Source organism: Ruegeria sp. E8 (genome assembly GCF_056533985.1).
The window spans coordinates 37,499-52,337 of sequence record NZ_JBQFOY010000015.1 but is presented as its reverse complement, the minus strand read 5'-3'; the positions used below and the strand labels follow the sequence as shown (position 1 = coordinate 52,337).

The 14,839-nt window shown below is 61.1% G+C and carries 13 protein-coding genes and 1 pseudogene; 9 read left to right on the top strand and 5 right to left on the bottom strand.

Going from position 1 to position 14,839, the window contains the following annotated elements:
• Positions 1–30: 30 nt before the first annotated feature.
• A pseudogene (locus ACR0LF_RS17400) lies at positions 31–320 on the top strand (IS6 family transposase); the annotation flags it as partial.
• A gap of 20 nt (positions 321–340) precedes the next feature.
• On the opposite strand, the gene ACR0LF_RS17395 reads toward ACR0LF_RS17400, so the two are convergent.
• The 5 genes from ACR0LF_RS17395 to ACR0LF_RS17375 are packed head-to-tail and all read right to left on the bottom strand — an operon-like array spanning position 341 to position 6,915.
• A complete protein-coding gene (locus ACR0LF_RS17395; RefSeq protein WP_480582541.1) occupies positions 341–1,894 on the bottom strand; it encodes an indolepyruvate oxidoreductase subunit beta family protein in 1,554 nt (517 codons plus the stop codon).
• Positions 1,891–4,041: a thiamine pyrophosphate-dependent enzyme gene (locus ACR0LF_RS17390; protein ID WP_480582539.1), complete on the bottom strand. Its 2,151-nt coding sequence runs from the start codon at positions 4,039–4,041 to the stop codon at positions 1,891–1,893. Before ACR0LF_RS17390 ends, ACR0LF_RS17395 begins: the two co-directional genes overlap by 4 nt.
• A 25-nt stretch (positions 4,042–4,066) precedes the next feature.
• A complete protein-coding gene (locus tag ACR0LF_RS17385; RefSeq protein ID WP_480582537.1) occupies positions 4,067–4,546 on the bottom strand; it encodes a MarR family winged helix-turn-helix transcriptional regulator in 480 nt (159 codons plus the stop codon).
• The gene (locus ACR0LF_RS17380) at positions 4,543–6,117 is read right to left on the bottom strand and encodes a phytoene desaturase family protein (RefSeq protein ID WP_480582535.1); all 1,575 of its coding nucleotides are present in this window, start codon (positions 6,115–6,117) and stop codon (positions 4,543–4,545) included. The genes ACR0LF_RS17385 and ACR0LF_RS17380 overlap by 4 nt, the downstream gene beginning before the upstream one ends.
• A gap of 6 nt (positions 6,118–6,123) precedes the next feature.
• Positions 6,124–6,915, bottom strand: a complete 792-nt coding sequence (locus ACR0LF_RS17375; RefSeq protein WP_480582533.1) for a cyclase family protein — start codon at positions 6,913–6,915, stop codon at positions 6,124–6,126.
• 104 nt (positions 6,916–7,019) lie between these two features.
• Between ACR0LF_RS17375 and ACR0LF_RS17370 the strand changes: the two genes are divergently transcribed.
• The 8 genes from ACR0LF_RS17370 to ACR0LF_RS17335 are packed head-to-tail and all read left to right on the top strand — an operon-like array spanning position 7,020 to position 14,635.
• Positions 7,020–8,588 carry a phytoene desaturase family protein gene (locus tag ACR0LF_RS17370; protein WP_480582531.1) on the top strand — a complete coding sequence of 523 codons (1,569 nt, stop codon included), beginning with the start codon at positions 7,020–7,022 and terminating at the stop codon, positions 8,586–8,588.
• A 37-nt stretch (positions 8,589–8,625) separates the two neighbouring features.
• Entirely contained in the window at positions 8,626–10,161 is a 1,536-nt protein-coding gene (locus ACR0LF_RS17365; protein WP_480582529.1) for an ABC transporter substrate-binding protein, read from the top strand.
• 57 nt (positions 10,162–10,218) lie between these two features.
• Positions 10,219–11,229: an ABC transporter permease gene (locus ACR0LF_RS17360; protein ID WP_480582527.1), complete on the top strand. Its 1,011-nt coding sequence runs from the start codon at positions 10,219–10,221 to the stop codon at positions 11,227–11,229.
• Positions 11,222–12,073 (top strand): ABC transporter permease, encoded by an 852-nt coding sequence (locus ACR0LF_RS17355; protein ID WP_480582525.1) that lies wholly within the window; start codon positions 11,222–11,224, stop codon positions 12,071–12,073. Before ACR0LF_RS17360 ends, ACR0LF_RS17355 begins: the two co-directional genes overlap by 8 nt.
• Positions 12,070–12,936: an ABC transporter ATP-binding protein gene (locus ACR0LF_RS17350; RefSeq protein ID WP_480582523.1), complete on the top strand. Its 867-nt coding sequence runs from the start codon at positions 12,070–12,072 to the stop codon at positions 12,934–12,936. Before ACR0LF_RS17355 ends, ACR0LF_RS17350 begins: the two co-directional genes overlap by 4 nt.
• The gene (locus ACR0LF_RS17345; RefSeq protein ID WP_480582522.1) at positions 12,933–13,730 is read left to right on the top strand and encodes an ATP-binding cassette domain-containing protein; all 798 of its coding nucleotides are present in this window, start codon (positions 12,933–12,935) and stop codon (positions 13,728–13,730) included. Before ACR0LF_RS17350 ends, ACR0LF_RS17345 begins: the two co-directional genes overlap by 4 nt.
• Positions 13,731–13,776: 46 nt before the next feature.
• On the top strand, positions 13,777–14,208 hold the full coding sequence (locus ACR0LF_RS17340; RefSeq protein ID WP_480582520.1) for an acyl-CoA thioesterase: 432 nt from the start codon (positions 13,777–13,779) through the stop codon (positions 14,206–14,208).
• A 22-nt stretch (positions 14,209–14,230) separates the two neighbouring features.
• Positions 14,231–14,635 carry a RidA family protein gene (locus ACR0LF_RS17335; protein WP_480582518.1) on the top strand — a complete coding sequence of 135 codons (405 nt, stop codon included), beginning with the start codon at positions 14,231–14,233 and terminating at the stop codon, positions 14,633–14,635.
• The last annotated feature ends 204 nt before the right edge of the window (positions 14,636–14,839 follow it).

Here is a 14,839-nt window from a genome sequence, read left to right as displayed (position 1 = left end):
TGCGCATTGTGAACTGGTTGCACCTATCGCGTGAAGCCACCGCTCAAAATACCGCGCCTGAAGGGTTATCGGTTTCCGCGCGAGATCATTCACCGCCTATGCTATCTGGGTCTACCATCGCTTTATCCTCGGTGCGGCCGATGTTGAAGACCTGCTCGCTGAGCGTGGAGGCCAGTCATCCGGGAAACTGCCCGGCAACAGGTGAACCGCTTTGGCCGCTATTTCGCCAATTGCATCAGGCGAGACCGGCCAAGGCGGCCCCGCGTTTTCCGAAGCGGCTGATTTCACAGTTCGGTCAGCCCCGTGTTGTGATCACAGATACGCATTGCCAGGGTGGCGCTTAGAGAAAGCTCTCAACCGTTTTCAATGCGCCATCAAGCGCCGTGCCCTGTTCGTCCTTCAAAGCCGCTTGGCGGAGGCGTGCCACCCAGTCCGCTGCGTCCTCGCGTCCCAACAGAAACTCGGCCGCACCTACCACCTTGTCGAACTTGGTCAACCCGCGCGCATGGGTGTCCGAATACCCCTTGATCAGGCGGCGGCAGCGCAGGACTTCAACCGCCAGTGCATAGTCTTGGGGCGCGATCCGGCACGCAGTGGCCAGCCATTGATCCAGATGCGCCTGCTCTTGAGCATGGCGTAAGGTCCGGCGGCGCCAGACGCGCAGCCCCCCGATGCAATACAACACCAGAAATGCAATCAGACCGCTGCTGCGATAACGTCGCCCCTTGCCGAACCACCGGTCGATGCGATGCATCCATGGCTCTGATGCCGTAACACGCGATCCCATCTTTGCCGGAAGGAGTCCAACGATCTCTTGGGCGCGGGGATGCATGAATTCCGTGACATGCATCACCTGGCCTTCATTGGCGCCCATCTCATGCCGGATCCGTTCAAATCGGTCCCGCCGCGTCTTAAGGTCGGCCACGCGGATAACATCGTCGTAAGCCATTGCGTTCGCGATATATTTCGCAGCCTCCCGAGACAGCAGGAGCCCTCGTTCGGCGTCGTCGTAGATCATGACACCGCGCAACCTCTCCAGGTATTCCCTGCCATATTCAACATCCTGGAACTCGACCGTTTTCTCTGCACCCAGCCGCGCCATCTCCTGCAGTCCTTCGGGCAGGTTCTCGACAGCGCGTATCAGTTTGTTCAGCGCCTCGCGCTGAGAAGCCGCACCTGCCACGATCTGAACCGTGTCCTGTACGGCTTGCGGTGGAGTAGCCACGCCCGGCTCTTCTTGCGCCGCTGCGTAACCTGCTCCGAAGGCCGCGAGTGAGGCCTCGACCCCCTTGCCGCCACGGCGGATGGCGTCCTCAAAGGCTGCCCGATCAAATGGCAGCACCTCAGCGCCTGCCAACGCGCCGAACAGAGAGGCCGATATGACCGACCCCTTGGCCACGGCCAACTGATCCATATCTGCCAGAATGGCCCGCCGGGCTGTGATCCCGGTCGCCGCCAGAACCTCTGCCGGGTCGGAAATTCCATTTCCAGGCACCATCTTTTCGCTGACCGCAAGGGCACGATGGGTCGAGGCAATCAACGTCGTTCGGTCCGGGGTCACAAAACCCCGCATGATGGCACGGCCAGCCTCCATCAACTCGGCGGCAATCAGAATGTCGACATCACCTGGTGCCGGGGCCAGAGAAAAGACGGGAACGGAGTTTGACGAATTCGGTGCCATTTCGATATAGTAGATCGTGGCCCCCGTGCGCTGCGACACACCGGCGACCGAAGTTGCCTGCGCTACGTATCCCTGATCCCTCGCAATGCTCTCGATCCAGTTGGTCAGCACCCCGCCGCCCTGCCCGCCGACCGCCAGAATGGCAAGCTTGATCACCCCACCGGAGACAGGCTCGGATGTGTCCAGCTTCGGCATCGGCCCGCGCGTATTCATGGCGCGGTCTTTCGGAACATGATTTGTCGGGCTTCACGCCGCTTTTGCAGCCAGGTGGTGATGCGTTGCGTCCGCGCAGCCATCCAGCGCTCGACGGGGAGCGGATTATGAACAACATCCGTGCGATAGAACGAGGGGCAAAGCACGGCGGCATCCGCCACCTCGCCACAGTTGCCGCAGCCCACACAGGTCTGGTCAATATGGGCAATCGGGTCGTCTCTCAGGGGGTCGCCCGTATCTTTCAACGACAGGGACGGGCAGCCCGAAAGCCGCATACAGGCGTGATCGCCGGTGCAAATAGCGTCATCAACGCCGAACCTGGGCTTTTCGACCCGTTGCCCCTGTTTGATCGCTCGGTCCTTTTGGGGTCGTTCGCGGCGCTGGCGGTTCAGCATGCATTCGGACGAAGCGATGATCACCTTGGGTCCATCATAGTCGGTGGTCAGCGCCTCACGCAGGATGTCCGTCATTTTCGAGACATGATAGGTGTGGTCGATCTGGCGCACCCATTTGACCCCGATGCCCTTTACCGCCTCGGCAATCGGCTGCTGGGTTGTCTTGGTGGCATTGTCCGCGCGCGACGACAATAGATCCTGCCCGCCTGTCGCTGCGGAATAGTAGTTGTCGACGATCAGGGCGACACTGTCGGACTTGTTGTAAACCATATTCCCGATCGAGGAACTCAGGCCATTGTGCCAGAAACCGCCATCGCCAAGGATCGAAATCGCCCGCTTTTCGCCACCACCGTCAAAAGCTGCGTTCGATGCCGGACCGAGCCCGTATCCCATGGTCTGCCCGCCGATCTCAAATGGGGGCAGAGCGCCGAACAGGTGACAGCCGATATCGGCCGATATCTGATGCTCACCCAGTTCCTGCTGCACGATCTTCATCGCAGCGAAAATCGGGCGTTCAGGACAACCGGTGCAGAACCCCGGCGGGCGGACCGGCACCGATTTCGAAAGGTCGGGAATGGTGTCGTCGGGCGTGTTCGGCGCGCGCACCAGATCCGGCAACAGCTCCGGAGCAGCCTTGCGCAAAAAGGCGGTGAACCCTTCCAACATGACCTGCCCGGTATATTCACCGGCCATCGGCAGAATGTCCTTGCCATGCAGGCTGACTGATGCGCCTGCCCGGTACAGATGCGCGGCCAGTTGTTCCTCGATGAAATTGGGCTGACCTTCCTCGATCACCAGAATGGCGTCTTTACCGTCGGCGAATTCTGCAAACTCATCGCGCACGATCGGGTAGGTTACGTTCAGGCAATAGACCGGCACTCCGGTCGGCCCATAGAGATCCGCCAATCCCAACCGCTGCAACGCCCGGATCACGCCGTTATACATGCCGCCCTGACACACGATGCCGATCTTGCCCTCTGCAGGGCCGAACTGCTCGTTCAGCGTGTTCTCGCGGATGAATGTCTCGGCAGCGGGCCAGCGAACATTTACCTTGTCCTGCTCGTGCTGATAGCTCATCGGCGGCAGAACCACACGCGCGAAATCCTTTTGCGGGTTCGACAGCGCCTCGCGTACGGTCAGGGGCGGTCGGACATTGTCGCGGGTCTCGAAACTGCCAGTAACGTGGCACGAGCGGATGCGCACCATCAGCATGACCGGCGTGTTCGACGCCTCGGACAACGCAAAGCCATCGCCCACCGATTTGACGATCGAGGGCAGGTTCGGGCGCGGATCCAGTAGCCAGAATTGCGATTTCATCGCAAAGGCATGGGACCGCTCCTGCATGATCGAGGAGCCCTCGCCGTAGTCCTCACCCACAATGACCAGCGCACCGCCGTTCACCCCAGACGAGGCCAGATTGGCCAGCGCGTCCGACGCCACATTGACACCAACCGAACCCTTGAATGTCACCGCGCCACGAATAGGATAATGCACCGAGGCCGCCAGCATTGCCGCAGCAGCAGCCTCCGAGGCGTTGGCCTCATACCGCACGCCCAACTCGCCCAATAGTTCCTCGGCATCGGCCAGCACATCCATCAGATGGCTGATCGGCGCGCCTTGATACCCGCCGACATAGCCGACACCGTTTTCCAGAAGCGCCTTGGTGATCGCAAGAATTCCCTCGCCCGTAAAGGTGTCTCCGGCGCCCTTGCGCAGATGCTCGACTTCGGCACGAAACGACCGTTCAGCCATCGGATTCTCCCTGATTCAGGCTCCCTCAGAAATCATGCATGCGGACGTTCGACAGCATGGTTTGGAGCGTTTTCACAAATGCCCTCCGCTCGACCTCAGGAATGTTTTCGAACATGTTCTCATAGCTCTCGACCATGATCGGCCACAGCGCATCAAAGGCAGTACGCCCCGCGTCGGTGATGTAGATCCGAAAGGCGCGGCCATCTTCATTGTCGGCCTCGCGACGGATCAGCCTGTCGGCCTCAAGCGAATCCAGAGCCCGGCTGAGGGTCGATTGCTTGACCACCGAATAGACCGCGAGTTCCCGGATCAGGATACCGTCGATCACCGCCAGAACCGCAAGGGTCCGCATCTGCGCGGTGCTGAGACCCAGTTGAGCCATCTGATCGCTCAGGGCTGCGTTATAGCGGCCCATGATCCGATTCATCAGATAAGGCGCAAAGTTCTGCAGCCCAATGGTGGCAAGATGGACGACGTCTTCGTCCTCGTACATCTGTTCGGTCATGCCCCCAGCCTCTTGGCCAGCGCATAGCCCGAAACGCCGCCAAGGCCAGGGCCGGGGTGGGTCGATGCGCCGATATGATAAAGCTCTTTGACGGGCGTGTCGTGATTGACAGTTCCCCCGCCGGGCCGGAATACAAAGAACTGATCAAGCGAACAAGACCCGCCATAGGGATCGCCACCGACCAGATTGATGTTCAGACCTTCCAGATCGGTCGGAGAATAAGCCCGCCGCGCCAGCTTGATCTGCGGGAAATTGCGGATATGCGTCGACAGAATCCCTTCGATCCGGTCGGCGAACGCTTCGCGCGTGGCCTCATCCCATTGGCCGTTGATCGCAATTCGGCCTGCCGCATCGCCCTTGATCACGCGCGGCGCATCCGGAATCTGGATCCACAGGATCGCCTTACCCTTCGGGCATCGGGAGGGGTCGAGCCGGTGCGGTTGCCCCACACAGATCGTCGGCGTCTCGGGCAGCATTCCGCGCTCGGCCTCGTTCGAGGATTTCGACACCGAGTCGATCCCGTCTGCCAGATGGATCAGTGCCACATCGGACAGCCCTTCGGCCTGCCATTCGGGCTCGCCATCCAGCGCATAGTGCAGCTGGAAATTGCCACGCCCGTGCCGGAACTTCTGGGCCTCCTCAGGCGCGGCCTCGGCAGCATCCGCCAACAGCCGGGTTTGCAACTGCCCGGGGGCAACGCTGGCAATGACCTTTTTGGCCGCAATTACTTCACCCCCGGCGGTGCGAACACCGGTGGCGCGGCCCTTCGAAACTTCAACCCTTTCTACATCAACGCTGCACCGAACCTCGCCGCCCCGCGCCTCGATCAGTTTCTGCAGCGCCACTGCGGCCTGCCCAGCGCCCCCCCGGACAACGGGGGCGCCCGCAGCCTCCAGCGCGAAGGCGATCACCTTGCCCATCTTGCCGGAATAGCTTGCCTCTGGCGTCAGACCGGCATGCAGACACCACGGCGCCCAAAGCGCCTGCACATCGGGGTTGCGATAAGTGGTCTCAAGCCAGGCGCGCGCCGGTATGAGCGACTGCCCGAACCAGATGGCCATATCTCGCACCCCGCGCTTCCAAGCCTCCTTGCCCATCAGCTTGACCATTGGCCGACCCCAAAGGTCCTGACCCAACAGGGAAAACAGAAACTCCGCCTCGCTCTCGATCCCGCCTACATCGTCGCGATGCGCTGTGCCGTCGCCCGCCGCCCGCGCATCCCAGGCTGCAATGTTGGCCGCTCGGTCAGTCGACAGGACAAGCGCCGCTCCGTTGGGCCGCAGAACGGCTGTCGGGTACGGCGTGTGGCAGAATTCAAGCCCATGTTCACCCAGCGCCGCACCCAGTTCCGCATAGGCAGGCGACGTCAGAAACAGAACAAACGTCGCCGCCATCACGTCATGGGTGAACCCCGGCAGCGTGATCTCGTCACTGCGCATGCAGCCACCGGGCCGGTCCGAACGTTCCAGAACCAGCACCTTGTGGCCCTTGCCCGCCAGCATCGCTGCTGCCACCAGAGCGTTTATCCCCGCTCCGATGACAACGATGGGGTCCTGTGACGACCGTGCCATTTGGGGTTAAGCCCGCGGCACAAGCGCCAGCGCCCGGATGGGCGAGCCGGTGCCGCGCTGAATCTTCAGCGGTGCGGCAATCAGGATCGCCCCTTTGGCTGGCAGCTTGTCCAGATTGGCAAGGCTTGCCAGACCAAAGCAGTTGTCGCGGTGCAAAAGGTTATGCGCAGGGAAAGGCGGCTCCATGCCACCGGCCTGCCCGGCGTCGGTGCCGATACACTGGCTGCCCCAGCCGACGATCCCTTTCGACAGCAGATACTCGATACAGTCCGGCGTTGGACCGGGACTGTGCGGGCCGGTTTCGTCGGCGTTCAGGAAAAGTCCCTCGTCATGCGCCCGCTTGTCCCAGTCGGTCCGCATGACGACCCATTCGTCCTTGCCGATCTCGCCATGTTCGGCCTCCCACGCTTTCACAAGGTCCGCCGTCAGCAGGAAGTCGGGATTCGCCTCGGTCTCGGCTGTGCAATCGATGACATTGACCGGCGCAACCAGGCGGTTCACGTCCAGCGTATCGGTATAGCCGTCCACATAGTCCTTGCCGGTGATCCAGTGATGCGGCGCGTCGAAATGGGTGCCCGAATGTTCGCCCAGCACCATCCAGTTCCACGCAAAAAACGGCCCGTCATCGTCATATTCGCTGATCTTGTGAATCTCGATCTTTGGCGTGTTCTTGGCAAAGTCCTCGGGCAGTTGCAGGATCGGGGTCTCGGGCCCCAGTGTTCCTGAACAATCCACCACCTCAATCCCGCCCGAGGCCATCAGTTGGGCCAGATTTCCGAGTGTTCCCGCAGAGTCCATTTTCTCATCCTCCCATGAGCAACGCGATGGCTGAAACCGCTGTCGCAGATTATCTGCTAGACAAATTTATATGATTTTGCAAATATCTCTGCCGGGAGGGTCAGGTGTCAAGCGATAATGATGCAGTCTTTGTCGGCTCGGGGCTGAACGCACTGGTTTGCGCGGCTCATCTCGCCTCGCTCGGATGGCGCGTCCTTGTGCTGGAACAGGCGGCCCGGCCCGGCGGGGCCGTCAAATCCGGGGCGTACACTTTGCCCGGTTTTACGCATGACTGGGCGGCAATGAACCTGTCATTGTTCGCCGGCTCGGCCTTTCATGCCCGCCACGGGACCGAGTTGGCGCGGCATGGCCTGAAATTCATTCCGGTCAAACATCCGTTCGCCAGCGCGTTTCCCGATGGATCGTGGCTGGGGGTCAGCCACGACCGCACCCTGACCACGGCACGCATCCGGGCGCTTGATGCGACAGACGGGCAAACCTGGGACCAGCTGAGTGAGGAGTTTCCCCGGCGTCTGGATTTGATTGGCGCGGTGCTGGGCATGCCGATGCAGCGAGGTCCGGCCTTGCGAACCGCATGGAAGCTTTGGCGCACCGAGGGCACGGCGGGGCTTCTGGATTTTGCCCGTTTTCTGATGTTGTCGCCCCGCGCCTGGCTTGAGGAAAGCTTTCGCGCGCCGAAAGTGCGCGCGCTGTTGGGTGCCTGGGGCATGCATCTCGATTTTGCGCCCGACGTGGCCGGTGGGGCGATGTTCCCCTACCTCGAAGGGATGGCCGGACAAAGCTTTGGCATGGCGCTGGCGGCGGGCGGAGCACAGGGCGTAACGGATGCGCTGTGCAGAATGATCGAAAGCCATGGCGGCACGATCCGATGCGATACCGACGTTGCGCAAATCCTGCACGAAGGCGGGCGCGCAACCGCCGTGAGGCTTGCCAGTGGCGAGGTGGTAGAGGCCCGCAAGGCGGTTGTTGCAGGCGTCGCGCCTTCGGCGTTCGCGCGTCTGATTGGCGACACCGGAGCGACGCGTTTCGACAAGGGACTTGTCACCTATGCCCACGCGCCGGGTACGATGATGATCCATATCGCCGCCTCGGCCCTGCCCCCGTGGCGGGCGCGCGAATTGCGGCGCTTTGCCTATGTCCATCTGGCCCCGAGCCTTGACCAGATGGCAGCGACCTATGCCGAGGCGAAGGCGGGGCTGTTGCCGAAAGAACCGGTCATCGTGTGCGGTCAGCCAACGGTCGCCGACCCGTCGCGCGCACCCGGCGGGCTGCATGCGCTGTGGCTGCAGGTGCGCATGGCTCCCGGCCTGATCCGCGGTGACGCAGCGGGCCAGATCACGGCCCGCAACTGGTCCGAGGCTGCCACGCCCTTTGCCGAACGGGTATTTGACCTGATCGAGGCCTACGCCCCCGGATTTCGCGAAACGATCCTTGACCGGCGCATCGTCCCGCCCACCGAGTTGGAGGCCGACAACCCCAATCTTGTCGGCGGCGACCAGATTTGTGGCAGCCACCACCTGAGCCAGCACTTTATGTATCGCCCTTTGCGTGGCCACGCGGACGGTCGAACGCCAATCCGCAACCTGCATCTGACCGGCGCTGCCGTCTGGCCCGGTGCCGGTACCGGTGCGGGGGCGGGCTGGATGTTGGCTGAGAAGTTGTCAGGCACTTGAACAGAAACGGAAATCATACACCAAGGGGAGAAGAAAAATGAATGTCTCACGTCGTTCGCTGCTGCGGCTCAGCGTGGCATCGGCTGCTGTCATATCGGCGCCGTTTGGCCGGTTTGCGCTGGCGCAAAGCTCCGCCGAAGAACTGGTGATTGCCTATAACGTCAATCTGCCAAGCTGGGATCCGACCGTCGGCCTGTCGGCGGTGAACCCGACCATTCAGGGCATCTACCAATCGGTGTTCGACATGTTCATTCACCAGAACCCCGATCTCAGCTTTGGTCCGGGCATCGTGACCGATTGGGGCTGGAACGACGACAAAAGCCAGATTTGGCTGGATGTGCGCGAAGGCGTGACATGGCACAATGGCGATCCGCTGACACCCGAGGACGTCGTCTGGAGCTTGGAACGCGCGGGCGCGCCAGACAGTGGCAACCCCATTCAGTTTATCTGGGGCAAAATCGGCAACTTTGCCATCGACGGCAATCGTGTGACCGCCGATGTGCTGGAATACGAGCCCACCATCTTCAAGTGGATGAGCTTTCTCACCGGCTATGTGCTGCCCAAAAAATACTATGAAGAGGTCGGTGCCGAAGGCTTCGAGGCCGCGCCAATTGGCACCGGCCCCTACATGCTCGACCGGTTCGAACGCAACGCGTTCATCCGTCTCAAGTCAAATGACAATTACTGGGGCGGGGCTCCGGCCTACAAGTCCGTTACAATCAAATTCGTCACCGACGCCTCAAGCCGCGTGGCCGAAATCGAAAGTGGCAACTCCCATGTGACGATCGAAGTTCCTTACGAGGAATTCGACCGCCTCAAGGCGACTGACAGCATCGCCGGGGCCGCAAATCCGGTCTCGGATATCGGCATGATCTTCATCAACGATGTGGATGTGATGACCGATCCCAATGTCCGTATGGCCATGGCCCACGCCATCGACAAACAAACCATCGTCGACCGACTTCTGTCCGGTTATGGCGTGCCCATCGACACGCTGCAGACACCGGATTACACCGCCTATGACGCCTCGGTCAAAGTGCCCTACGATCCCGACAAGGCCAAGGAGTTGCTGGCCGCGTCAGGCTATGGACCGGACAATCCCGTCAAGTTCACGATCCAGACCACACGGGGCTTCAAGCCCAAGGATTATGAGATCATCCAGGCCATTGTCGGTCTTTGGCGGCGCGTCGGCATCGAAGCGGAAATCGAGGTCTACGAGATCGCCAAGCATTTCGAGCTGCGCGCGGCGGATCAACTGGCCCCGGCGGCCTTTTACAACTGGGGCAACGCGGTGGGAGATCCGACCACATCCACCGGCTTCGCCATGTTCGGCCCCTCGCCGCATTCCGTTTGGGACGGGCAGGAAACCTTTGACATGATCCTGCCGCTTTGGGGCGAAGCGGATGAGGACAAGCGTATCGAGGGCTGGAAAGCAGTGGACCGGCACATCGCCGAAAACGCGCTGGTCATACCGCTTCTGCAATATGTGCAACCGATCCTGCACAGCACCGATGTGAAGGTGACGCCGCATCGGTCGGGCGCGTTGCTGCCGCACCTGATGTCACCTGCATGATCCAAGCGACCGGCGCCGGGAACCACCCGGTGCCGGCCCCATCAAAAGCGCGCACTATTGAAAATCGTACAAACACTGCTGAAACGGGTCCTGACCTCGCTGATCACGCTCTTTGGCGTGGCAGTCATCGTTTTTGTCGTGATCCGCGTGGTGCCAGGCAATCCCATCGCCATGATGCTGCCGCCTGGCGCAACCGAGGATGACATCGCCCGGCTCGAACGGCTTTTTGGCCTCGACAAATCCATTGTTGAACAATTCTTTATCTGGCTCGCAGGTATCACGCATGGCGATTTCGGCACCTCGATCTCACTGCGCCAACCGGTTAGCGATCTGGTGCTGGGCCGGTTGCCCGCCACGCTGGAACTGTCCGGATTTGCGCTGCTGATCGCCCTGGTTCTGGGCGGCACGGCGGCAGTCTACGGCACGCTTTGGCGCGACACGCGGGTCGAGACCGGCATTGACGTCGGAGTGGGCGCGGCGCTCAGCGTGCCGGATTTCCTCTGGGGGCTGGCGCTGATCCTGCTCTTTGGCGTGCTGTGGCCGGTCTTTCACATATCCGGCCGCATCTCACCGGCGCTGAATCCGGAATTCACTACCAACTTCTACCTTGTCGAGTCGCTCGTCCGCCTGCGCCTGGACGTCTTTGGAGATGTGCTGGCGCATATGCTGATGCCCGCGCTTGCGTTGGCCCTGCCATTGGCCGCCATCATCTCGCAACTGCTCAAGCAGAGCCTGAAGGAAACCATGCATCTCGACTATGTGACTTTGGCGCGCGTCAAGGGTTTCTCCGAGCGTCAGGTGATCCTGCGCGAGGCCCTGCGCAATGCGGCCCTGCCGACGCTGACGCTGGTGGGGGTGCAGTTCACCTTTCTGATCGGAGGCACCGTCATTATCGAGCGCCTCTTTTCCTACGAAGGGCTGGGCAACATGGCCATCGACGCAGTCATCAACCGGGACCTGCCGCTGATTCAGGGGATCGTGCTGATCTTTGCGCTTCTCTTCACGCTGGTCAATCTGACCGTTGACCTGCTTTATGCGGTGCTGAACCCGAGGCTGCGCCATGCCTAGCGCTTCTTCCGCATACCCCCGCCGCGCGAATTTGCGCCTGTGGCTACCCGGTCTCTGGCTTGGCCTGCTGGTCATTCTGACGATCTTTGCGCCGCTGATCGCACCGGTCGATCCGCTGGAACAGGATCTGTTTGCCGGGCGCCTGCCGCCCTTCTGGTCCGATGGGGCCGATCCCAAATATCTGCTGGGCACCGACAGCCTTGGCCGCGACGTCCTCTCGCGGCTGATCTACGGCACCCGTATCGCGCTGACCGTGGCGCTGATCGCCGGAGTGCTGACCTGCCTTCTGGGCACCACGCTGGGAATGCTGGCCGGATTTTATCGGGGCTGGACCGATCAGGTCATCAGCCGTCTGATCGACATCTGGATGGCCTTTCCGCCGGTGCTGTTCGCCATCCTGCTAATCGCCGTGATGGGCACCGGGCTGGTATCGATCATCACCGCAATCGTCATCATCGACTGGACGCGCTTTGCCCGCGTCGTGCGGGCCGAAACCATGGTGCAGTCTGCGATGGACTACGTTGACAACGCCCGCGTGGTCGGACGCTCGCGGTTGTCGATGCTCTGGACGGAAATCCTGCCGAATGTGTTGCCAACTATCGGGGTGATGCTGACCTTGGAAATGGGCATCGCCCTGATCGTGGAAACGATCCTCGGCTTCGTGAACCTGTCGATCTCGACCGATGCGCCGACCTGGGGCGGAATGATCGCCGAAGGACGCCAGAGCATCCATCAGGCCTGGTGGGTCCTGATCTTCCCACTCATCGCGCTGTTTCTGACCGTGCTGTCACTGGGGCAGCTTGGCGAAGGGCTGAAACAGCGATTTGATCCGGTGTTGCGATGAGCCTGTTGTCGATCAGAAACCTCGACGTCCACTTGCGCACAGGCCAACCGGTCCTGCGACGCGTCAATATCGAGTTGCAGGCAGGTGAGGTGCGCGGCCTCGTCGGTGAAAGCGGTGCGGGCAAATCCATGATCGGCAAGGCGATCCTTGATATTTTACCTCAGGCGCTTCAACGGACCGGGGGGTCGATTCATCTGGACGACACCGATCTGACCGCCCTGCCGCCCCGCGAGCGGCGGGCCTGGATTGCCCGGCACGTCGCCCTGATCCCGCAAGACCCACTGACCGCGCTGAACCCGTCGCGCCGGATCGGACCGCAGATCACCGACCGGCTGACACATATCCTGGGCTGGTCAAAGACCGACGCGGTTGCGCGCGCAACCGAGCTTCTGAACGAGGTCGCCATTCCCGATCCGGCCCGTGTCCTGCGGCTTTATCCGCACGAGTTGTCGGGCGGTATGCGCCAGCGCATTCTGATCGCTTCGGCCTTTGCCGCCGAACCAAGACTGATTATCGCAGACGAGCCGACAACCGCGCTGGATGTCACCGTGCAAAAGAAGATCATCTGCCTGATCCGGCACATGCAGGAACAGCATGGAACCGCACTTTTGTTCGTGACCCATGACCTCGGCGTGGTCTCAAAGGTGTGCCGGGCGCTTACGGTCCTTTATGCCGGTCATGTGGTCGAAGACACTGATGTCCACAGTTTCTTTGCCGGTCCGAAACACGACTATGCGCGGGCGCTTCTTGCGGCCACACCGCGGCATGACGCCCCCAAAGACGCGCTGATGCCCGTTCCCGAACAGGTCATCGCCGCCGTCGAAGCCGAGGTTGCCGCCGCAGATCGCGAGTTCTTCGCATGAGCCCGTTGTTTTCAATCAAGGACCTGCACCTGTCGCTGCCCGATTTTACCGCGACGCCGATTTTCGGCCCGCGCCCGAAGGTCGAAATCCTCAAAGGTCTTTCCTTTGACATTCCGCGCGGCAGCATCCTGAGCATCGTCGGCGCTTCCGGCTCGGGCAAATCGACGCTTGGCCGCGCGCTAATTCGCCTGCTGGAGCCCACCGGAGGGCAGATTCTGTTCGACGGCATCGATATCACCAATCTGGACGAGGCCGGGATGTTACCGCTCCGGCGGCAGATGCAGATGATCTTTCAGGATCCGATGTCATCGCTCAATCCGCGCCATCGCATCCGGCGGATCATCGAAGCCCCCCTGCGGTTGCACAATGTCTACGAAAAAGGCGCGGCCGAGGCGGCGCTGGAACGGGTCGGGCTGAACCCGGCACTGGCTGCCCGCTATCCGCACGAACTCTCGGGCGGTCAGCGCCAGCGCGTGGGCATCGCCCGTGCCACAGCGTTAAACCCCACCTTCATTCTGGCGGATGAGATTGTTTCGGGCCTTGACGTTTCAAGTCAGGCACAGATCCTTCAACTTCTGGCCGACCTGCAATCGCAGATGGGCCTGACTGTGGCCTTCATCAGCCACGACCTGAGCGTGGTTAGGCGCATCAGCGATCAGGTTCTGGTATTGGAAAGTGGCCGCATCGTCGAAAATGCGCCGGTGCAGGACCTCTTCGAGGCACCAAAAGCAGCCTATACAACCGAGCTTCTGGCCGCGATCCCGTCGCCGGACCCCGAACAGGACTGGGTATGAGCAAGCCGCTGGTATCAGAAAAATCAAAGGAGTTTCAAAGACCAAGATGAGCAAGATATTCACCACCGAACGGGCCCTTCGATTTGGAGATTGCGATATCTCGGGCACCGCCTATTTCCCCTCGTATCTCGACATCCTGAATGGCGTGAACGAACATTTCTGGACCCATATCGGCTATCCCTGGAACCACATCATCTGGGAACAGCGATGGGGCACCCCCACAGTGCACCTGAGCTGCGATTTCTCGAAACCCTCGCTTTTTGGTGAAACGCTTGTGTTCGATCTGATCGTCACGCGGGTCGGCAAGTCATCGGTCACATTGCATCACCGGATCAGTTGTGAGGGTCAGGTTCGCTGGCGCAGCAAGCAGGTTCTCGCCGCCAGCGATCTGGACAAGCACACCTCGATCCCGTGGCCGGACGCCGTCTACGCCACGTTGCAGGATTGGTGCACCGATCCCGAAACCCTTAACCAATAACCAACCGAGCAAAGGAGAGACCATGTCCGTCAAAGCCATCAATCCAGCGGGAATGTACAATGCAACCCAGTTCGGATTTTCCCACGCGGTGGAAAGTCAGGGGCAGCGCCTGCTGCATCTGGCGGGTCAGGTCGCCTGGGACAAGGACTGCAATATTGTCGGTCCGGGCGATCTGGCCGCGCAGGCCGCGCAGTGTTTTGCGAACCTCAAGACGGTGCTTGCGGATCAGGGGGCCGGACCGGCCAATGTGGTGCGGCTGCGGACCTATGTTGTGAATTATTCGCCCGACCACCTAAACGAGATCGGCCCGGCAATCGGCGCGTTTTACGGCGATGTAACGCCTGCGGCGAATACGCTTCTGGGTGTGCAGGCCCTTGCCATGCCCGAATTCCTGATCGAGATCGAAGCCACCGCCCTGCTCGACTGACGCCTGATCATGATACGTTGAAGCAGCGTCGCCACGATGCTGCTCCTCCGCCGTTGAACGGCGGGACGTGAGCCCGAGATTGGCTCCGACCGATCTGAATTTTGAAGGCCAGCTCGGATTGTCGATGGGCGTAATATGCTTCACGGCACTTGTGCGACGCACAGTTTTTATTGCTAAGCGCCACCGCTCGCAGAAGGCGGGTGT